Source organism: Pseudoalteromonas sp. NBT06-2 (assembly GCF_002276045.1).
Classification (GTDB): Bacteria; Pseudomonadota; Gammaproteobacteria; order Enterobacterales; family Alteromonadaceae; genus Pseudoalteromonas.
In genome coordinates, this window is the sequence record NZ_NQMR01000091.1 from 1 (window position 1) to 20,626 (window position 20,626).

Here is a 20,626-nt window from a genome sequence, read left to right on the forward strand (position 1 = left end):
TAATTCACCGAGAATTGCTGTTATAAAAAAGAGAAAGTTGCAGAGCTAATATTGATTAGCTAAACTTGAACCCTATGATTTTTAATGACCATTAAAATGGAACAAAAATGAAAAAGATTGAAGCCATAATTAAGCCTTTTAAATTAGATGATGTACGCGAAGCGCTATCTGAAATCGGAATTTCAGGTATGACAGTATGTGAAGTCAAAGGTTTTGGTCGTCAAAAAGGACATACAGAGTTATACCGCGGCGCAGAATACATGGTCGACTTTTTACCAAAAGTGAAATTAGACATCGTATTAGCTGATGATGACGTAGACCGCGCAATTGATATGATTATCAAAACGGCGCAAACAGGTAAAATTGGTGATGGTAAAATATTTGTCACTGATATCGAACGTGTTGTAAGAATTCGTACTGGTGAAGAAGACGAAGAAGCAATATAGAACTTCGCATTCCTATAAATGTTAGGGGGCTACTCCGGCTCATTAGATCTCAGCTAAATTTCCTAAGCCTCTATTAAAAAATGCCAAAGTAACTTTAAGATACTTATTTTTTATAATATTTAGATACTAAAAGTATTATAACATTTCCGTTAATAAAGTGATCAATCAGCGGGAGTTCAAAGCGCTTTAGGCAAGGCATTGGTTACAGACAATGGTATTCCCTTATCAAAAGCAATAACGCAACATAAAGCGCTTTGAAACCCGCCTAAAAAGAGCTTTGAGAATTGACACTTCGTTGCAGTTCTAAAGGGAATAATACCAATACGAGTAAGTTAGTAATCAAATTTTAATAAGGATAAATTTTCAAGAACAAGGCGCTTGATTGAGTAATAGCAGGCTATTAGGATTGAAAGCAACGATGTTATTGGAATATTTAGTTCAGTTAAATTGAGTAATTATTTATTCGTATTGGTATAACCATAAATTCACTGAAATGGCTAGAATTGTAAAACCTCATATGCTCTGGGTGGTCACTTAATTATCGGAATTGGTATTAATGATCCTCGGAACAGTCAATCTGACTATTCCAAGATCTCGCAAGTAGTGGTTTTAATAGAGATGCGCAGCATCTCTATTAGGCATTTACAGAGCGAAGTAGTGCATTGATACCTACTTTATCACGCGTCTGCTTATCTACTTTTTTAACAATAATGGCAGCATATAGGCTATGAGTACCATCTTTAGATGGAATTGAGCCCGGTACAACGACTGCGCCAGCAGGTACTCTGCCGTAATGTGTTTCACCGGTTTCACGATCGTAAATACGGGTACTTTGACTGATGTAAACCCCCATAGAAATTACTGCTCCTTGCTCTACGACGACACCTTCTACAATTTCGGAACGTGCACCAATAAAACAGTCATCTTCAATGATAGTCGGGTTAGCTTGTAATGGCTCTAATACGCCGCCTATACCTACACCACCAGACAAATGTACATTTTTGCCTATTTGTGCACATGAACCAACAGTAGCCCATGTATCTACCATAGTGCCATCATCTACAAATGCACCAATGTTTACATATGAAGGCATTAATACAACATTTTTACCAATAAAACTGCCTTTACGTGCGACAGCATTAGGCACTACGCGCATGCCTTCTTGTTGAAATTGCTCTGGTGTATAGTCGGTAAATTTAAGCGGTACTTTATCCCAATATTGATTTACACCATCGTTTAATGCTTGGTTGTGGTTTATTCTAAAAGACAATAAAACGGCTTTTTTAAGCCATTGATGAACAACCCACTCACCAGAAAATTTTTCTGCTACACGGGCTTTGCCTGAATCTAATTGTGACAGGGCTTCTAATATCGCTTCTTTAACATCTTTTGCTACTGTATCTGGTGTAATGTTATCGCGGTTTTCCCACGCACTTTCAATTATGTTTTTTAAATCTGACATTATCTGTCCTTTATTCCGTTTCTTTATTTAGATTTTCTGATAATGCTTGGCTTACTTTAGCTTGCATATCAGCATCTAAGGCTTGGTATTGATCGTCTGAAACCACAAAAAAATCTTCAGCGCGTTCGCCTACAGTTGTGATCCTAGCTGCATGAATATGTAATCTGGTTTTTTGGAATACATTGGCTATTTTTGTCAGTAATCCTGGGATATCGACACCTTGTATTTCTATCAGCGTTCTATCTTTTCTACCATGAGGTCTAATGATAACCTGAGGTTTTATATTGAATCCTTTAAAGCGCTTAGAACGGTTCTTTTTAATTCTAATCTTTTTATGGGGTTCATTTAGTGAATGTTCAATACCCCGTCTAATAGAGTTTATTCGGCTAGTTGATTCTATTGCCTTACCATTTTGCTCTAAAATTACAAAGCTTTCTATAGCATAACCATCTTTTGTTACCATGACTTGAGCATAATGGATATGTGTTTTTTTATTACCTAAAGCACTTACAATACGAGCAAATAAATTTATTTTATCAGGACAGTATACAAAAACCTGTGTACCGCCATGCATGGCTTTTTCTGATATCATAACCAAAGGTTGAGATAAATCTTTTGATGTAAGTAAACTCTCGCCATGCCAAGCGATTTGTAATGCGCTAAAACGGCTGAAGTAGTCTGTTTTAAAACGATTCCATAAAAAATCTATTTGTGTTTCATTAAAACCTAAACTGATTAATTTTTGCTTTGCATGTTGTTTTTTATCTCTAATTTGATCTCGTAAATCCATTGGGTTTTCAAGCCCCAATCTTAATGCCCTTTGAGTTGATAAGTATAATTCACGTAATAGTGTATTCTTCCAACTATTCCAAAGATTACTGTTGGTCGCGCGAATATCGGCAAGTGTTAAGCAATAAAGATAATTTAAACGTTTTTCATTTTTTACCCGTTTTGCAAATTCAGTTATGACATCTGGATCGGTTATGTCTTTACGTTGTGCAGTGATTGACATAAGTAAATGATTTTCCACTAACCAAGCAATAAATTTACCTTCAAAATCAGATAGCTGATGTAACTTAGCAAATACGATAGTATCTAAAGCACCAAGTTCTGAGTGATCGCCGCCTCTGCCTTTGGCAATATCATGAAATATACCTGCTAAATAAAGTAATTCAGGTTTTTCCATACGAATGGCTATTTCACGACATAAAGGAAAGTCTTTGATACTGTCATTTTGAAAATAATGATGAAGATTCTGAATGACTTTATGTGTATGCTCATCAACTGTATATGCATGGAATAAATCAAACTGCATTTGACCAAAAATATTACGCCACTGCGGTAAATAAGCTGCCATAATGCCATGCTTATGCATTAAGGTGAACGCACGACCCATACCATTAGGGTGGCGGATCAACCTTAAAAAGGCAGCCCTACATCCTGCGTAATCTTGTAAATCACCTAATAAACGGCGCCGAACCTGACGTAATGCTCTTAAGGTACTTGGGTAAATATGGGTGATTGTAGGGTTGTTTGCCACATGCTCGAATAATTCAAATATCTTCTCGCGGTTAAAAAAGACTGAAGCATCTTTTACCTTTATTTGATGATCAATACGTACAAAATCATGATCTAAGGCTTCAATTTTATGGTTGTTTCTATCAGGTAAAATACTGTGCTCAAAGTATCTTAGCAGCATTTGGTTTAGCTCTCGGATCCGACTCATAATTCTAAAAAGTCGCTTCATCATTCGCTCGACAGAGGCTTTGCCATCTGCACCAAAACCTAATAACTCAGCAGCGAGAGGTTGGTGATCAAATAACAGCCTGTTTTCAGCTCTTCCAGCAGCAAGGTGAAGCGCAAATCGTATATTCCAGAGGTTTAATAAACACTCTAATAATTCTTGATGTTCTTCATATGTTAAATATCCATCCGTGATCAAATCACTCAGAAGTTGAGATTTAAAGTGTTTTTTTGCAACCCAAATAATGGATTGAATATCTCTAAGTCCGCCTGGATTTTCTTTTAAATTAGGTTCTAGATTATAAGTTGTACCATGACATTTTTTATGGCGTAAATCCTGTTCTTGAACTTTTGCCAAAAAGAAAGCTTCTGAACTCCAATATTGGTTTTGTACTAGTGTATCTTGCAACTCTTGAAATGCATTTTCACACCCGATTACTAAACGGCTTTCTAGTAGACTAGTTGCAAAACAAACATCTTGTTTTTTATATTCAATAGTTTGCTTTAATGTACGAACACTATGCCCTATATCGAGATTTAAATCCCATAGCATAGTGATAAATTTACTTATTTTTTCACATTCTTGAGATGTGGGTTCTTTATCTGATAATAGTAAAAAATCTATATCAGAATAGGGGTGAAGCTCTCCACGTCCATAACCACCTACAGCAATAAGATTAAAATGGTTATTTTCATTCAGATTATAGTGCTGGAATAATTGGGATAACAACTGATCAATATAAGATGCCCGTGCATTGATAAGTCTTTCAACCGGCTGAAGAGAAAACTCATCTTTAAGCCAAATGTAAAAATTAGCAATAGAGTTTTTGTAATCTTCAAGTAATTCACATTGGGCAAGTTTTTTTACTTGTTCTTTAGGTACAGCCATAATTTTATATCCATATCACTTTAAAATGCAGGATTTAGAGATGATTTTGTAAAGTATTGATTGTACACAATGGATTTGCCTTATCAAATGTAATCTAAGATATTAGAATGAAATTAACTCAATAACAGGCTGTGTTTGTTGCGGTTGGTATGTTGAAGAGGTTTAAATAGCAAAGTGACTTAGCTTGAAATCAATTTAAAAACAAAGCCACTTTTGAAATTTTTAGATGATGATCAATGTTCAATTACGCGTTCAATTTTGTCATCATCTCTTAGCGTTAAAACTTCAACGCCATTGTCTGTTACTAATAAAGTATGCTCCCATTGAGCAGATAGGCTTCTGTCTTTAGTGACAACAGTCCAATTATCTTTTAATACCTTACATTGGCGTTTACCAGCATTAACCATAGGTTCGATAGTAAAACACATGCCTTTTTTTAATACTTCGCCTGTGCCCGCTTTACCATAATGCATAACTTGAGGATCTTCATGAAAACCTGCGCCTATACCATGGCCACAATATTCACGCACGATTGAATATTTAAATCCTTCAGCATATTTTTGAATTGCAGCGCCAAGGTCTCCTAAGCGCACACCCGGTTTGACCATTTTTATTGCGATATATAAACTTTCTTGAGTAACTTCAGATAAGCGTTTGCCTTGAATATTTGGCGTGCCGATATAAAACATCTTTGATGTATCACCATGGTAACCGTCTTTAATAACGGTAATATCAATATTAATAATATCACCATCTTTCAGTGGTTTTTCGTTTGGAATACCGTGACAAATCACGTGATTAACTGATGTACAAATTGATTTAGGAAAACCATGATAATTTAAAGGAGCTGGAATTGCTTTTTGTACATCTACAATATAATTGTGACACATCGTGTCTAACTCAAGAGTCGTGATACCTTCTTTAACATGGGGTGCTATCATTTCTAATACATCAGCAGCCAAACGGCCAGCTATACGCATTTTTTCTATTTCAGCAGGTGTTTTTATGACTGCGCTCATTTATGCTCCGAAGCAAATTATTGTTCAAAAATTGAATAACAAAATCAATAAAGATTGGAATTGTACATCAGTTCATGATATAAAGCGCGCGTCCTTTTTACAATTAAAATTAGAAATTTAAGTTCTCATTATGAAAACTTACATAAATGACTTGTTTTGTTGTATTTAAGAGATATTAAATCGATATATTATTAATTAATATGTTAACTAAAATCACACACACATCGACACATGCGCTTGGGTGCACGTTTATTTTTAATTAAATAAAAGTGTTAGTGGTATGGGATGTGTGGAGGCCTAACCCAAAATTAAATTAAGGAATTAAAAAATGGCAAACGTTTCAATGCGCGATATGCTTCAAGCTGGTGTTCACTTTGGTCACCAAGCACGTTACTGGAATCCAAAGATGAAGCCTTTCATTTTCGGTGCTCGTAACAAAGTTCATATCATCAACTTAGAACAAACTGTTCCTATGTTCAATGATGCACTTTCTTTTATTGGTAAAACTGCATCTAACAAAGGTAAAATCCTTTTTGTTGGTACTAAGCGCGCGGCAAGTGAAGCGGTTAAAGAAGCTGCTATTCGTTCTGACCAGTACTTCGTAAATCACCGTTGGTTAGGTGGTATGCTTACTAACTGGAAAACAGTTCGTCAGTCTATCAAGCGTTTAAAAGACCTTGAAACAATGAGCCAAGACGGTACTTTTGAAAAGCTTTCTAAGAAAGAAGTATTAACACTTACTCGTCAAATGGAAAAGCTAGATAAAAGCCTTGGTGGTATCAAAGATATGGGCGGTTTACCGGACGCTATCTTTGTAATCGATGCAGATCACGAGCATATCGCTATTCGCGAAGCAAACAATCTAGGTATTCCAGTAGTATCTATCGTTGATACTAACTCTAACCCAGATGGCGTTGATTACATCGTACCTGGTAACGATGATGCAATCCGTGCTGTACAGCTTTACACTGGTGCGATGGCTGATGCAGTTATCGAAGGCCGTGAAAGCAACATTGCTGTTCAAGCTGAAAAAGACGACTTCGTAGAAGTTGAATAAGTATTAAGTAATTACTTTTTACTTCAATAGGGGCTAATTTATAATGTAAATTATGATTGGCCCCTGTTTTTATTTAATTTTATTGTTTTGAGGAATTTCTAATGGCTGTAACTGCTGCCCAAGTTAAAGAATTACGCGAGCGCACTGGCGCTGGTATGATGGATTGTAAAAAAGCGTTAATTGCAACTGATGGTGACATCGAGTTAGCAATTGAAAATATGCGCAAAAGTGGCGCTGCTAAAGCTGCTAAAAAAGCAGGTAATATTGCTGCCGAAGGTACTATTCTTATCAAGCAAGGCGAAGGTTTTGCTGCGTTATTAGAAGTTAACTGTCAAACTGACTTCGTTGCTAAAGATGAAAGCTTCCTAGCTTTTGCTAACTCAGTGCTTGACGTTGCTGCTACATCTAAAGTAACTATCGAAGCGCTACAGGCACAATTTGAAGAAGCACGTGTTACTTTAGTAACAAAAATTGGTGAAAACATCAATGTTCGTCGTGTTCAATACATAGATGGTACTACGCTAGCTACTTACCGTCACGGTGAGCGAATTGGTGTTGTAGTTGCTGGTGAAGCTGACGAAGAAACACTTAGACACGTTGCAATGCACGTTGCGGCATCAAACCCAGAGTTTGTAAACCCTGAAGATGTGCCTGCTGATGTTGTTGAAAAAGAAAAAGCAGTTCAAATCGATATCGCTATGAATGAAGGTAAACCTGCTGAAATTGCTGAAAAAATGGTTGTAGGCCGAATGAAAAAATTTACTGGTGAGATCTCTCTTACTGGTCAAGCTTTCATCATGGAACCTAAGAAAACGGTTGGTACTATTCTTAAAGAAAAAGGTGCAACTGTATCTAACTTCGTGCGTTTAGAAGTTGGCGCTGGTATCGAAAAGAAAGAAGAAGATTTTGCTGCTGAAGTTGCTGCTCAAATAGCTGCTGCTAAAGCTTAATCCTTTAATTTGTCTATAAGCAGGGCGTTTTTGCTTTGCTTCATAAGATAAAATTATTTAGAATAGCCGCGTTGTCATTTTATTAATGTACGCGGTTATTTTTTGCCCGTTTTTATCCCTATTTCTAGCCAGGTAACTTATGAATATAAATCGAAAACCAATTTTTAGACGTGTTTTATTAAAACTCAGTGGTGAAGCTTTAATGGGCGATGAAGGTTTTGGTATTGATCCAAAAGTTCTCGACCGTATGGCGCAAGAGATTAAAGAATTAGTAGAATTAGGAATAGAAGTTGGCTTAGTTATTGGCGGTGGTAACTTCCTGCGTGGTGGTACATTAGCTGAAACAGGGATGAACCGTGTTGTTGGCGATCATATGGGTATGCTAGCAACGGTTATGAATGGTCTTGCAATGCGTGATGCATTACACCGTGCATTTGTAAATGCACGTTTAATGTCTGCGATTCCTTTAAATGGTGTATGTGAAGCTTATAACTGGTCAGAAGCAATTAGTTTATTAAAAACGGGTCGCGTTGTTATTTTTGCTGCTGGTACGGGTAACCCATTTTTTACCACAGACTCAGCAGCTTGTTTACGTGGTATTGAAATTGAAGCAGATACCGTAATTAAAGCAACTAAAGTAGACGGCGTTTATAATGATGATCCTGCAAAAAATCCTGATGCATCATTATTTAGCCATTTAAGCTATGATGAAATCATTGAAAAAGAATTAAAGGTGATGGATTTAGCTGCATTTACATTAGCGCGTGATCACAATATGCCAATCAGTGTTTTTAACATGAATAAACCTGGTGCGTTAAAAAGTGTGATCATGGGTGAGGGTGAAGGTACACTTATTTCATCTCAAAGTTCGGTTGACGCCACAGAATAATTAAGTTCCAGGATAGATATTCTGGTTATTAAAAAATATAGGAATAATACTGTGATTAATGAAATTAAAAACGATACTAAAACACGTATGCAAAAAAGCGTTGATGCGTTATCAAATCAATTAATTAAAATTCGCACAGGTCGTGCGCATCCAAGTCTTCTGGATAGTATTATGGTTCCATACTATGGCGCTAATACACCATTAAAGCAAGTTGCAAATATTGTGATTGAAGATGCGCGTACTTTAGCAATTACAGTTTTTGATAAAGAGTTAACTAAAGCGGTTGATAAAGCGATTATGATGTCTGATTTAGGTTTAAACCCTATGTCAGCAGGCACTGTTATACGCGTACCATTACCACCGTTAACAGAAGAGCGTCGTAAAGATTTTATCAAACTTGTACGTGGCGAAGTTGAAGGTGGCCGTGTCGCTATCAGAAATATACGTCGAGATGCTAATAGTGATTTCAAAGCGTTACAGAAAGATAAAGAAATATCTGAAGATGAACAACGTCAAGCTGAAGATGAAGTTCAAAAATTGACTAACTTATATATAAAAGAAATGGATGAGCAATTAGCAGCCAAAGAAAAAGAATTAATGGAATTTTAATTCCAGTACATCTGTAAAATATTAGAGATTAAACGCCGGCTAGGGTATACTAGTCGGCGTTTTTTTATGGAATATAAACAGTTAATGGTTCTTAATGAGTGAAATAACACAACAATCTTTACCTAATCATATTGCTATTATCATGGATGGGAATGGGCGATGGGCGCAAGCTCAGGATAAACCACGTGTTTTTGGCCATAAAAAAGGTGTCGATGCGGTTCGAAATGCTGTGGTTTTTTGTCAAAAATTAGAAATATCATCCCTCACATTGTTTGCATTTAGTAGTGAAAATTGGCAAAGGCCTGAACAAGAAGTTAGTACGCTAATGGAGCTGTTTATGTTTGTACTTACCAAGGAAGTAAAAAAACTTCATAAAAACAATGTAAAGCTAAGAATTATGGGGGAACTCTCCCGCTTTTCTGACAAACTTCAAAAGCGTGTGATTGAAGCTGAAACATTAACAAGAAATAATACTGGTCTTTGTCTTAACATCGCTGCTAACTATGGTGGTCGCTGGGATATAACACAAGCAACACAAAAAGTTGCTACTTTAGTATCTGAAGGCAGAATTAAAAATGAAGATATTAATGAAGATCTTATTTCCCAACATATTATGATGGCAGATCAACCCGATTTAGATTTATTGATCAGAACGGGTGGTGATCTTCGAATTAGTAACTTTTTGTTATGGCAAGCTGCCTATGCAGAATTATATTTTACTGATATTTTATGGCCTGACTTTAATGATGAAGCATTTGCTGATTCAATTGCGTGTTACGTATCTCGAGAGCGACGTTTCGGTTGTACCGGCGGACAAATAAAACAATTACTCGCTTAAATTCCCAAATGTTTTTTACGCAAAATTTTAATTTAAAAGGTAAACAGTTTGCTCAAACATAGAATAATGACTTCTCTTGTACTGGCTCCTGCAGCTTTAGGGCTAGTATTTTATACCCCATTAATGATTTTTAGCTATATGGCTGCTGTGATAGTGTTAGTTGGATCTTGGGAATGGTCCGGTTTTATGGGTCTTAAAAAAATAGCCCATAGATTAGTATATGTTATAGTGACAGCAGTGATTTTATCTGCTTTACATTTACATTGGCCAATAGAGTCTTTATGGCAAGGTAATAAATTGCTATCGGATGCAAATTATTTATTTACTGTTTCTGTTGCCTGGTGGTTAGTTGCTACAACTTTAGTATGGCAGTACCCTTCGATGTCAAAATCCTGGAATAAAGGCATACTCATGCGTGCCATAGCTGGTTTACTAACGCTTATTCCTTTATGGTTAGCGCTTAATGCACTTAGAAGTGCATCATATGAAGAGTCAACATTACATGGTTCCATTCTGATTATGATCGTATTAGGCATTGTTTGGAGTGCCGATATTGGTGCATATTTTTCAGGTAAAAACTTTGGCAAACATAAGTTAATGCCAAATGTAAGCCCTAATAAAACCATCGAAGGTTTAGCAGGCGGCATTATTGCAAGCACGCTATTCATTTTGATTTTTTGCTATTTTTCGGGAATAGAGCAAGATAAATGGTTTTTATATTCATGTGTCACTATTTTTATTGCCGTTTTTTCTGCTATAGGTGATTTATTAGAAAGTATGTTTAAACGTGAAGCTGGATTAAAAGACAGTGGACGTTGTTTACCTGGACATGGTGGTATTTTAGATCGTATTGATAGCTTAACAGCAGCAGCTCCTATATTTGTCGCTTTTTATGCTTGGATATTAAGTTCATGATTTTAAATACATTTGATGTGAATCACAATCAGCAACAGGTTTGTATTTTAGGATCTACAGGTTCTATTGGTGTTAGTACATTAGATGTTATCCGTCAAAATCCACAGTTTTCAGTATTTGCATTGACTGCAGGGAAAAACGATACGTTAATGCTGGCGCAGTGTATCGAGTTTAAACCTGACTTTGCAGTGATGCATGATGAGCAAAGTGCTGGGCGATTAAAAAGTGCTTTACATAGTCATAATAGTGAAACAAAAGTCTTTTCTAGCACATCAGCAATGTGCGACCTTGTTAAAGCGCATGAAGTCGATATTGTTATGTCGGCAATTGTAGGGGCCGCAGGATTATTACCAACATTAGCCGCAGTTGAAGCGGGTAAAAAAGTTTTATTAGCAAATAAAGAATCTTTGGTCATGTCCGGCCAATTATTTATCGATAAAGTTAAAAAGCATGGTGCTACTTTATTGCCAATCGACAGTGAACATAATGCAATATTTCAATGTTTGCCTAGGAAAATGCAAAAATCTGGACACAATGGCAATTTATTAGAGCAAGGCATAAGTAAAATTTTATTGACAGGCTCTGGTGGCCCTTTCTTAAAACGTGATGTTAATACTTTAAGCTCAGTTACAGTAGATGAAGCTGTAGCACATCCTAATTGGAGCATGGGCAGAAAAATATCTGTTGATTCTGCAACCATGATGAATAAAGGCTTGGAGTTTATTGAAGCTAAGTGGCTTTTTAACGCTAGTGTTGATGATATTGAAGTTGTGATACATCCTCAAAGCATTATACATTCCATGGTGCAGTATAGAGATGGTTCTGTATTGGCTCAAATGGGTAACCCTGATATGCGTACACCGATTGCACATGCGCTTGCATATCCAAGTCGCATAGACTCAGGTGTAAAGCCTTTGGATTTCACCTCAGTGGCTGACTTTTCATTCACAGCACCTGATTTGTCTCGCTATCCAAACTTAAAACTTGCAATGGATGCTTGTCGTTTAGGACAAGCTGCCACCACAGTAATTAATGCCGCAAATGAAGTTGCTGTAAGTGCCTTTTTATCAAATAAAGTTGGTTTTACAGATATATACAAAATTAACGCTCAAGTATTAAATAAAATGCCAAGTGCTCAGGCTATCACACTCGATGATATTTTAGATGTAGATAAAAATGCGCGGATTTATGCTTTTGAAATTATCAATAAGGAATTTGCTTAATGCTTGATTTTATTTGGAACTTAGCTTCGTTTATATTTGCGTTAGGTATCCTAGTCACAGTTCATGAGTATGGTCATTTTTGGGTTGCAAGAAAAGCCGGAGTAAAAGTGCTTCGATTCTCTATTGGTTTTGGAAAACCTTTGGTTTCTTGGCATGACAAGCTTGGTACTGAGTATGTCATTGCAGCTATTCCGCTAGGCGGCTACGTAAAAATGCTTGATGAGCGTGTTGAAGAAGTCACCGATGACGAAAAGCACCTTTCATTTAATAGTAAATCTGTACAAGCTCGAATTGCGATTGTCGCGGCTGGACCATTTGCCAACTTTGCATTTGCAATAGTGCTTTTATGGACTATGTACATGTTAGGTGTTCAGTCTGTTAAACCCGTTATAGGTAGTATTGAAACAAGTAGTAGAGCTCAAATTGCAGGTATTAAGCCAGAGCAAACACTCATTTCAATTGGTAATGAAACAGTGTTCGATTGGAGAGAAACCACTTTTGCATTAATGCAAAATATGGGAGAGTCGAAGGTTAAAGTTGTTGTTAAAGACCCTCTTGAAGGTCAAATTGTTAAAAACTTAAACCTTGAAGGTTGGACGTTAGGTGATGATGTGAAGTCACCTTTACACTCTGTCGGTATTACACCTTTTAGACCTTTAATCACCACGAAATTCGCGCATATTGCAGAAAATTCTGCTGCTCAAAAGTATGGTTTGCAGGTAGGCGATAAAGTTTATTTAATTGACGGTGAAAAAATATCGAGTTGGACTCAGCTAGTCAGTATTATACAAGCTTCGGCAAATAAATCATTATTAATGACAATTAGTCGTGGTGATGAAAAATTGAACATAAATGTTGTACCTGATAATAAACCAACTAAAGATGGGTTTAGCCAAGGATATCTAGGTGTGGTACCTTTAGCTTCTAAATGGCCAGAAGGTTATATAATAACAAGACAATATGGACCTATCGATGGATTCATTCAGGGTGTCGATAAAACTTGGCAGATGATATCCTTAAGTTTTGAAATGATTGGGAATTTGTTAACAGGACAAATTTCAGTAAAAAATTTAAGTGGCCCAATAGGCATAGCACAGGGTGCTGGAGCGAGTGTTAGTTATGGTTTAGTTGCTTTTTTAAGCTTCTTAGCATTAATTAGTGTTAATTTGGGTGTTTTTAACTTATTGCCCTTGCCAATTCTTGATGGCGGGCATTTAATGTATTACATAATTGAACTTATCAGAAAAAAACCGGTCTCTGAAAAGACACAAGAATTTGGTTTTAGAATTGGTGCATTAGTTTTATTATTGTTGACTGGCTTTGCGCTATTCAATGATTTTATGCGGTTGTAAAGGGTAAAAGATAATAAAATGGCTATAAAAAAATATTTGGCTGCAACAAGTTTAATTGGAGCAAGTTTTGCTTCATTAGGCCAAACTGCTTTTATCGTAGAAGATTTAAAAGTTGAAGGGTTGCAAAGAGTTGCTCTTGGTGCTGCGTTAACACATATCCCTATCAATGTGGGTGATAATCTAGATGACTATACAATATCAAAAACGATAAAGTCATTATACGGTTCGGGTCACTTTGATAATATTAAAGCTTATAGAGATGGCCAAACACTTATTTTTAAAGTGAAAGAGCGACCTACAATTAGCTTTATCGAATTTGATGGCAATAAAGATATCAAAGATGAGCAACTTAACGAATCTCTTGAAGGTCAAGATATTCGTCAAGGTGAGCCGCTAGATAAGACGGTAATCGATAATATTGAAAAAGGACTTGTCGAGTTCTTCCATAGTATTGGTAAATACAATGCGACAGTCGATATCAGTATTACCAATTTACCGAGAAATCGCGTTAAGTTAAAATTAAAATTTGATGAAGGTGATGCTGCATCCGTTCGTCAAATTAACTTAGTAGGTAACAACCTTTTCTCTGATGAAGAATTATTACAGCAAGTAGAATCGCAACAAGATTTATCTTGGTGGGAGTTTATGGGCAGTGATAGATATCAAAAGCAAACAATACAAGGTGATTTAGAAAAAGTTCGTAGTTACTACTTAGACCGTGGTTATTTACAATTTAATATAGACTCTACTCAAGTATCTGTTAGCCCAGATAAAGAATCTGTTTACGTATCCGTTAATTTAACGGAAGGTGATAAATTTACCGTGAGCGGTTTTGATTTTATTGGTGATTTACTGGATCGTGAAAAATTGATCCGTTCAATTATCCCACTTCGAGCAGGTAAACTTTATAACGGTTCAGTTGTAACGTCATCAGAAGAATTTATCAAAAGTTATTTAGCGCGTTTTGGTTATGCAAATGCTGAAGTAAGAACAATTCCTGAAGTAGATGAAGAAAATAATGAAGTTAAACTGACATTATCTGTTAATCCGGGGAAACGAGTTTACGTTCGTCGAATTAACGTTGCTGGTAATGCCAATACAGCCGATGAAGTAGTTCGTAGAGAAATGACGCAACTTGAAGGAGGTTGGCTATCTAACCAGTCTTTAGAGCGTTCAAAAATTCAAATACAACGCTTAATGTACATGGAGAGTGTTGAATTTGATGTAATACCTGTCCCTGGGAAAGATGATCAAGTTGATGTGGATTTCTCTGTAAAAGAACAATCAGCTGGTAGCTTTAATGCGGGTCTAGCTTATGGTTCATACTACGGACTGCAATTTAATATTGGAATTAGTGAATCTAACTTCTTAGGTTCAGGTAACCAGGTTGCGTTTAACATCAATACTTCAACAGGTTCAGAAGCTGTTAGCTTATCTCATACTGACCCTTACTTTACGCCAGACGGTGTAAGTTTAGGTAACCGTATTTTCTACCGTAATTATGATGCAAGTAAGTTTAGCCTTGTAGAATATAAGAGTACTTCATACGGTATTGGTAGTAACTTGGGCTTTCCAATTAATGCGATTAACCGTATTAACTTTGGTGTGACCTTAAGTAAAGAAGAGCTTTCACAGCTGTCTGAATACGAACAAACACGTATTATGCGTGAAACATTCTTAGATCCAGAAGATCCTGATGCCGGTTTTGACTTTACAAAGCTTGAATTAAGTCTTGGTTGGTCAAGAATGACCTTGAACCGTGGTTTATTCCCAACAGCGGGTTCTAAGCAAACATTAACGCTTAAAGGTACAACTCCGGGCTCTGATTTAACTTACTTTAAAATTAATTATGATTCTAAGTTTTACTGGCCAATCAGTAATGATCATAAGTGGTCATTTATGACTCGAGCGGCGTTTGGTTACGGTAATGGTTATGGTACCACTAATGGTTATGACCAAATTTTACCAGTTCAAGACTTCTTTAGAATTACAGAGTCAGAATTACGTGGTTTTGATAGAAATACTATCTTGCCAAGAGCGGTTGTTCGTGGACCTAGCCCATTACCTGGCACTCCATCTCCAGATGGCAATACAAGTAATATTGGTGGCGATCCAGAGTTTGACCAAATTAGCATGGCAGGTCGTATTGGTGGTAATGCCAAAGCACTTGCAGGTTTAGAGTTAATTGTACCAACACCATTTTTAGATGACGATAATACCAGCTCAGTAAGAACAAGTTTCTTTGTTGATGCTGCAAATGTTTGGGATACTGAATTTGACGTAAATCGTTTCTCTAATTTATCACCAGATGAAAAGGCTAAACTTGATGATTACTCAGATCCTTCAAGGTTCCGTGTAGCAACTGGTATGTCTGTTCTATGGATATCTCCTATGGGGCCAATGGTTATTAGTTTCGCTTATCCACTTAAAAAAGAAGAAGACGACAAAACTAAATCTATTAGCTTTAACATAAGTAATACTTTTTAACAGAATTTTTAAAGGAATTTATTGTGAACAAAATTATTAAATCAAGCATATTTTCAACTATGATGTTAAGCGCTTCATCAACTGTTATGGCACATAACGTAGCAGTAATTGATATGCAACAAATTTTCAGTCAACTACCGCAAATGAGCACTATTGAGAAAACGTTACAAAATGAATTTGCCGAGCGTCGTCAAGAAATTGAAAAATTACAAGGTGACATTCGTTTTGAAGCTGAAAAATTCAAACGTGAAAGTGCAACTATGAGCAAAACTCAAAAAGATGCTTTAACTGAAAAGTTACAAAATATGCAAAAAGATTTTGCTGCTAAAGCTCGTCCTTTAGAGCAAGAAATAAAATTACGTCAAAATCAAGAGTTAGCTAAAGTTCAAGCGCTTGTTTTACAAGCGGTAGAGTCTGAAGCTAAAGCGAGTAAAATTGATGAAGTTAAAAATAAAGCTGCTTTAGTTTATTTTGATGCTAAAAAAATCAAAGACATTTCTTCTAAAATTATTGAAAGAGTAAGCAAACTTAAATAATGCAACATTTTACACTAGCCTACTTGGCTGAATATTTAGGCGCAGAACTCGTTTGTGGCCATGATGATAAAGACACTAAAGCTGTGGGTGAGTTAGTAATAACACGCATCGCAACTTTAGAGTCTGCTCAAGATGGACAAATTAGTTTTTTAGCGAATAAAAAATACCGAAAACAACTTGATGTAACTCAAGCAACTGCTGTTATTTTAACTGATGCTGATACTCAGTACTTTGAAGGTAATAAGCTTGTTTTAGCTAATCCATATTTAGCTTATGCAAAACTTGCGCAGCTAATGGATACCACACCAAAATCTGCTAATGGTGTGCATGCTTCTGCTGTGATCCATGCTGATGCTGTTGTTAGCCCTAGTGCCTCTATTGCTGCTAATGCGGTTATTGAAGCGGGTGCTATAATTGGCGATGATTGTCAAATTGGACCTGGTTGTTTTATTGGTGAAAAAGCTAAAATTGGCACTAATTGTAAAATTTGGGCTAATGCAACTATTTATCATGAAGTAGAGCTTGGTGATAACTGTATTATTCATTCAAATACGGTTTTAGGTTCTGATGGCTTTGGTTTTGCGAATGAGCAAGGCCAATGGGTTAAAATCCCACAGTTAGGTTCTGTTATTATTGGTTCAAGTGTTGAAATTGGTTCCAGTACTACGGTTGATCGTGGTGCGTTAGGTAATACTGAAATACATTCTAATGTGATTATCGATAATCAATGTCAAATTGCACATAATGTTGTGATTGGGCAAGGTACTGCTATGGCAGCATGTTCGGTAATTGCAGGTAGCACTAAGGTCGGCCAGTATTGTCAAATTGCAGGTTTATGTGGCATCAATGGCCATATTGAAATTTGTGATAGTGTGATACTAACAGGCATGGCTATGGTAACTTCGTCAATCACTGAGCCTGGTGTTTATTCTTCAGGCATACCACATGGTAAAAATAGAGATTGGCGTAAACAAATGGCGCATTTACGCCATATTGGTGATATGAATAAAAAAATTAAAGAGCTTGAAAAAATTACAGCTACTTTAGTTAAAGTTGAATAAAAGGAATCGTATTTTGGCTAAAGAATTAAATGGCTTTGATATTCAAGAAATAATGGCTTTATTACCACATCGTTACCCAATGCTATTGGTTGATAAAGTGGTAGATTATGAAGCTGGTAAATACTTACATGCAATCAAAAATGTAACTGCTAACGAGCCTATTTTTACTGGTCACTTCCCAGGTCAACCTATTTTTCCAGGTGTGATGATTTTAGAAGCGATGGCTCAAGCAACTGGTTTATTAGGTTTCAAAACGACTGAAGGTCGTGCTGATAATGAACTATACTTATTCGCTGCAATTGATAACGCAAGATTTAAGCAACCAGTTTACCCTGGTGATACCATGCATTTACATGTGAATTTTATAAAAGAACGTCGTAATTTATGGAAGTTCGATTGTGAAGCAAAAGTAGACGGCAAGGTTGTTTGTACTGCTGAATTAATGTGTGCTAGAAGAGAGTTATAAGCGTGATCCATTCCTCTGCAATTATTGAGCCTGGAGCTCAACTTGGTAAAAATGTTAAAGTAGGTCCTTGGAGCTACATAGGTAATGATGTAGTGATTGGTGATGATTGTATCATTGAATCTCACGTTGTTATTAAGGGACCATCAGTGATTGGTTCTGGTAATCATATATTTCAATTTGCGTCAGTAGGTGAAGCCTGCCAAGACAAAAAATATGATAATGAACCTACCAAACTCATTATTGGTGATAATAATATTATTCGTGAATGTGCAACGATACACAGAGGCACTATCCAAGATAAAGGGATTACAAAAATAGGTAGTAATAACTTATTTATGGCTTATACCCATGTTGCCCATGATTGTATTATTGGAGATAACTGTATATTTGCTAATAATGCAAGTGCAGCGGGTCATGTTCATGTTGGTGATTGGGTAATACTTGCGGGTAATGCAGGTATACATCAATTTTGTCATGTAGGTTCACATGCGTTTGTTGGTATGTACTCAGGTATTAATAAAGATGTGCCGCCTTTTGTTACAACGATTGGCACACCAGCAAAAACAGTATCGATTAATACTGAAGGTATGAAACGCAGAGGTTTTAATTCTGATGAAATAATGGCAACACGTCGAGCCTACAAAACTATCTATAGAAAAGGTTTAATGGTTGATGAAGCGATTGAACAAATGGCTGACGATATTTCAAAATATTCTGCAGTAAAAATGTTTGCTGAATTTATTAAAAATTCAGGCCGAGGCATTACAAGATAGTATCTACCTGTAGCCTTTAAAAATGCGGATGTAGCTATCAAAATAAAGACCACTTCGTGGCAACTTTCTAGTAATGTTATGAGGGCCTTCCTCACAACAAACCACGAAATGATTCATTTCAATCCAATATAAAAGAACTCATAACAGTGACAAAACCATTACGTATAGGCATTATTGCCGGAGAACATTCAGGTGATATTTTAGGAGCAGGTTTAATTAAAGCGATTAAAGCGATTAATCCTAATGTGCAATTTGAAGGTATTGCAGGTCCAAGAATGAAAGCTCTTGGCTGTCATTCTCATTTCGCGATGGAAGAGTTAGCTGTGATGGGAATTTTTGAAGTTTTACCTAAACTTAAGCGCTTACTTAAAATAAAAAAAGAAATTGTGCAGCAATTTATCGACAATCCACCAGATGTATTCATTGGTATTGATGCACCTGATTTTAATTTAAGAGTTGAAAAACCTTTAAAAGAAGCGGGTATAAAAACGGTTCAATATGTGAGTCCTTCAGTTTGGGCGTGGCGAAAAAAACGTATATTTAAAATTGCTGATGCGACTAATTTAGTATTAGCATTATTACCCTTTGAAAAATCATTTTATGATGAACATCAAGTTCCTTGTAAATTTATTGGTCATACGCTTGCTGACGAGTTACCACTTGAAGTTGATCAAAATGCAGTTAGAGATGCTTTAGGGATATCTCAAACAGATAAAGTATTGGCTTTATTACCTGGTAGCCGCAGTTCTGAAGTTAAAGTGTTAAGTGAACCTTATATTGAAGCGGTAAAATTATTAAAACAAAAAATACCAGAACTAACAATCGTGGTGCCATTTGTAAATGATAAAAGAAAAGCTGAATTTACAGAATTTGCTAATAACTTAGCGCCGGAATTGGATTTTATAAAACTAGATGGGCAATCTCGAGAGGCTATGCAAGCAGCGGATGTCATTTTACTGGCATCGGGTACCGCAACTTTAGAGGCTATGTTTTTTAAAAAACCTATGGTTGTTGGTTATAAGCTAAAGCCGTTAACGTATCATTTATTAAATATTTTTTTCACTTTTGATATTAAACACTTTTCACTACCAAATTTACTAGCAGATAAAGAATTGGTTCCTGAGTTATTTCAAAAAAATCTAACAGCTGAAAATTTAGTAGAAAAATTAACGCCTTATTTAATGATTGATCAGAGCGAACTAAAAGAAACATTTATGACTATGCATAAAAACTTAAGATTAGATGCCAGTAATGAAGCTGCAAAAGCAATATTGAATTTGATAAACAATGGTGAACATTAGTGGATATATTACGTCCTAATACCGATTTAATTGCTGGCGTAGATGAAGTGGGTCGAGGTCCATTAGTAGGCGATGTTGTGACCGCAGCAGTCATTTTAGACCCAAATAAACCGATAGCAGGCTTAGCAGATTCAAAAAAGTTAACCGATAAAAAAAGACAAGCATTATCAATTGAAATCAAAGAAAAATCGTTATGTTATTGTATTCAAAGAGCAAACATTGAAGAAATCGATAAACTTAATATTTTGCATGCCACAATGTTAGCAATGAAACGCGCAGTTGAAGGTTTATCAATACCTGCAGAATTTGTTTTTGTTGATGGTAATCGGCTACCTGATATTGCGATACCTGCACAAGCGATTGTTAAAGGTGATAGTTTAGTCGCAGAGATAAGTGCAGCTTCTATCTTAGCTAAAGTTGCCCGTGATGATGAAATGATTGAATTAGATAAGCAATTTCCTCAATATGGATTTGCTGGTCATAAGGGATATCCAACAAAAGCGCATCTAGCGGCGCTTGAAGAACACGGTATTACCGAGCATCATAGAAAAAGTTTTAAACCAATAAAAAAAATAATAAATATGCAAGCTAAATAGGATCATTACTAAAT

At 36.1% G+C, this 20,626-nt stretch carries 19 protein-coding genes; 16 read left to right on the forward strand and 3 right to left on the reverse strand.

Features of this window, described 5'->3' with window-relative positions; all coding sequences use genetic code 11:
- Nucleotides 1-107: 107 nt before the first annotated feature.
- Nucleotides 108-446 carry a nitrogen regulatory protein P-II gene (gene glnB / locus CJF42_RS16605; RefSeq protein ID WP_095367762.1) on the forward strand — a complete coding sequence of 113 codons (339 nt, stop codon included), beginning with the start codon at nt 108-110 and terminating at the stop codon, nt 444-446.
- 634 nt (nt 447-1,080) lie between these two features.
- On the opposite strand, the gene dapD is transcribed toward glnB, so the two are convergent.
- The 3 genes from dapD to map all read right to left on the reverse strand — a co-directional run bounded on the left by dapD (nt 1,081) and on the right by map (nt 5,559).
- Complete coding sequence (gene dapD, locus CJF42_RS16610) at nt 1,081-1,908, reverse strand: 2,3,4,5-tetrahydropyridine-2,6-dicarboxylate N-succinyltransferase (RefSeq protein ID WP_095367763.1); 828 nt, start codon at nt 1,906-1,908, stop codon at nt 1,081-1,083.
- Between the two features lie 10 nt (nt 1,909-1,918).
- Nucleotides 1,919-4,540: a [protein-PII] uridylyltransferase gene (gene glnD, locus CJF42_RS16615; RefSeq protein ID WP_095367764.1), complete on the reverse strand. Its 2,622-nt coding sequence runs from the start codon at nt 4,538-4,540 to the stop codon at nt 1,919-1,921.
- A gap of 233 nt (nt 4,541-4,773) precedes the next feature.
- Entirely contained in the window at nt 4,774-5,559 is a 786-nt protein-coding gene (map, locus tag CJF42_RS16620) for a type I methionyl aminopeptidase (protein WP_095367765.1), read from the reverse strand.
- 328 nt (nt 5,560-5,887) lie between these two features.
- On the opposite strand from map, the gene rpsB reads away from it, so the two are divergent.
- The 15 genes from rpsB (at nt 5,888) to rnhB (ending at nt 20,612) form a co-directional block, all read left to right on the forward strand.
- The gene (gene rpsB, locus CJF42_RS16625) at nt 5,888-6,616 is read left to right on the forward strand and encodes a 30S ribosomal protein S2 (protein ID WP_095367766.1); all 729 of its coding nucleotides are present in this window, start codon (nt 5,888-5,890) and stop codon (nt 6,614-6,616) included.
- A 101-nt stretch (nt 6,617-6,717) separates the two neighbouring features.
- Complete coding sequence (gene tsf, locus CJF42_RS16630; RefSeq protein WP_095367767.1) at nt 6,718-7,566, forward strand: translation elongation factor Ts; 849 nt, start codon at nt 6,718-6,720, stop codon at nt 7,564-7,566.
- A gap of 139 nt (nt 7,567-7,705) precedes the next feature.
- Nucleotides 7,706-8,455: a UMP kinase gene (pyrH, locus tag CJF42_RS16635; RefSeq protein ID WP_095367768.1), complete on the forward strand. Its 750-nt coding sequence runs from the start codon at nt 7,706-7,708 to the stop codon at nt 8,453-8,455.
- Nucleotides 8,456-8,542: 87 nt separating this feature from the next.
- Nucleotides 8,543-9,064 carry a ribosome recycling factor gene (gene frr / locus CJF42_RS16640; RefSeq protein WP_502694796.1) on the forward strand — a complete coding sequence of 174 codons (522 nt, stop codon included), beginning with the start codon at nt 8,543-8,545 and terminating at the stop codon, nt 9,062-9,064.
- Between the two features lie 94 nt (nt 9,065-9,158).
- Nucleotides 9,159-9,902 (forward strand): undecaprenyl pyrophosphate synthase, encoded by a 744-nt coding sequence (gene uppS / locus CJF42_RS16645; RefSeq protein ID WP_095367770.1) that lies wholly within the window; start codon nt 9,159-9,161, stop codon nt 9,900-9,902.
- 48 nt (nt 9,903-9,950) lie between these two features.
- The gene (locus tag CJF42_RS16650) at nt 9,951-10,817 is read left to right on the forward strand and encodes a phosphatidate cytidylyltransferase (RefSeq protein ID WP_095367771.1); all 867 of its coding nucleotides are present in this window, start codon (nt 9,951-9,953) and stop codon (nt 10,815-10,817) included.
- Complete coding sequence (gene ispC, locus CJF42_RS16655) at nt 10,814-12,040, forward strand: 1-deoxy-D-xylulose-5-phosphate reductoisomerase (RefSeq protein ID WP_095367772.1); 1,227 nt, start codon at nt 10,814-10,816, stop codon at nt 12,038-12,040. The genes CJF42_RS16650 and ispC overlap by 4 nt, the downstream gene beginning before the upstream one ends.
- Nucleotides 12,040-13,392 carry a sigma E protease regulator RseP gene (rseP, locus tag CJF42_RS16660; RefSeq protein ID WP_095367773.1) on the forward strand — a complete coding sequence of 451 codons (1,353 nt, stop codon included), beginning with the start codon at nt 12,040-12,042 and terminating at the stop codon, nt 13,390-13,392. The genes ispC and rseP overlap by 1 nt, the downstream gene beginning before the upstream one ends.
- Nucleotides 13,393-13,410: 18 nt before the next feature.
- Complete coding sequence (gene bamA / locus CJF42_RS16665) at nt 13,411-15,879, forward strand: outer membrane protein assembly factor BamA (RefSeq protein WP_095367774.1); 2,469 nt, start codon at nt 13,411-13,413, stop codon at nt 15,877-15,879.
- Between the two features lie 23 nt (nt 15,880-15,902).
- A complete protein-coding gene (locus CJF42_RS16670; RefSeq protein WP_170940642.1) occupies nt 15,903-16,415 on the forward strand; it encodes an OmpH/Skp family outer membrane protein in 513 nt (170 codons plus the stop codon).
- Nucleotides 16,415-17,476, forward strand: coding sequence for a UDP-3-O-(3-hydroxymyristoyl)glucosamine N-acyltransferase (lpxD, locus tag CJF42_RS16675; RefSeq protein ID WP_095367775.1), 1,062 nt, complete (start codon nt 16,415-16,417; stop codon nt 17,474-17,476). Before CJF42_RS16670 ends, lpxD begins: the two co-directional genes overlap by 1 nt.
- A gap of 13 nt (nt 17,477-17,489) precedes the next feature.
- Nucleotides 17,490-17,942 (forward strand): 3-hydroxyacyl-ACP dehydratase FabZ, encoded by a 453-nt coding sequence (fabZ, locus tag CJF42_RS16680; protein ID WP_095367776.1) that lies wholly within the window; start codon nt 17,490-17,492, stop codon nt 17,940-17,942.
- 2 nt (nt 17,943-17,944) lie between these two features.
- Complete coding sequence (gene lpxA, locus CJF42_RS16685) at nt 17,945-18,715, forward strand: acyl-ACP--UDP-N-acetylglucosamine O-acyltransferase (RefSeq protein WP_095367777.1); 771 nt, start codon at nt 17,945-17,947, stop codon at nt 18,713-18,715.
- A gap of 140 nt (nt 18,716-18,855) precedes the next feature.
- Nucleotides 18,856-20,016 carry a lipid-A-disaccharide synthase gene (gene lpxB, locus CJF42_RS16690; RefSeq protein WP_095367778.1) on the forward strand — a complete coding sequence of 387 codons (1,161 nt, stop codon included), beginning with the start codon at nt 18,856-18,858 and terminating at the stop codon, nt 20,014-20,016.
- Complete coding sequence (rnhB, locus tag CJF42_RS16695; protein WP_095367779.1) at nt 20,016-20,612, forward strand: ribonuclease HII; 597 nt, start codon at nt 20,016-20,018, stop codon at nt 20,610-20,612. The genes lpxB and rnhB overlap by 1 nt, the downstream gene beginning before the upstream one ends.
- Nucleotides 20,613-20,626: the final 14 nt, after the last annotated feature.

What these genes read in the sequence shown, in the direction of transcription:
- glnB (WP_095367762.1), top strand. Translation starts at nt 108, where the DNA reads ATGAAAAAGATTGAAGCCATAATTAAGCCTTTTAAATTAGATGATGTA.
- dapD (WP_095367763.1), bottom strand. Translation starts at nt 1,908, where the DNA reads ATGTCAGATTTAAAAAACATAATTGAAAGTGCGTGGGAAAACCGCGAT.
- glnD (WP_095367764.1), bottom strand. Translation starts at nt 4,540, where the DNA reads ATGGCTGTACCTAAAGAACAAGTAAAAAAACTTGCCCAATGTGAATTA.
- map (WP_095367765.1), bottom strand. Translation starts at nt 5,559, where the DNA reads ATGAGCGCAGTCATAAAAACACCTGCTGAAATAGAAAAAATGCGTATA.
- rpsB (WP_095367766.1), top strand. Translation starts at nt 5,888, where the DNA reads ATGGCAAACGTTTCAATGCGCGATATGCTTCAAGCTGGTGTTCACTTT.
- tsf (WP_095367767.1), top strand. Translation starts at nt 6,718, where the DNA reads ATGGCTGTAACTGCTGCCCAAGTTAAAGAATTACGCGAGCGCACTGGC.
- pyrH (WP_095367768.1), top strand. Translation starts at nt 7,706, where the DNA reads ATGAATATAAATCGAAAACCAATTTTTAGACGTGTTTTATTAAAACTC.
- frr (WP_502694796.1), top strand. Translation starts at nt 8,543, where the DNA reads ATGCAAAAAAGCGTTGATGCGTTATCAAATCAATTAATTAAAATTCGC.
- uppS (WP_095367770.1), top strand. Translation starts at nt 9,159, where the DNA reads ATGAGTGAAATAACACAACAATCTTTACCTAATCATATTGCTATTATC.
- ispC (WP_095367772.1), top strand. Translation starts at nt 10,814, where the DNA reads ATGATTTTAAATACATTTGATGTGAATCACAATCAGCAACAGGTTTGT.
- rseP (WP_095367773.1), top strand. Translation starts at nt 12,040, where the DNA reads ATGCTTGATTTTATTTGGAACTTAGCTTCGTTTATATTTGCGTTAGGT.
- bamA (WP_095367774.1), top strand. Translation starts at nt 13,411, where the DNA reads ATGGCTATAAAAAAATATTTGGCTGCAACAAGTTTAATTGGAGCAAGT.
- lpxD (WP_095367775.1), top strand. Translation starts at nt 16,415, where the DNA reads ATGCAACATTTTACACTAGCCTACTTGGCTGAATATTTAGGCGCAGAA.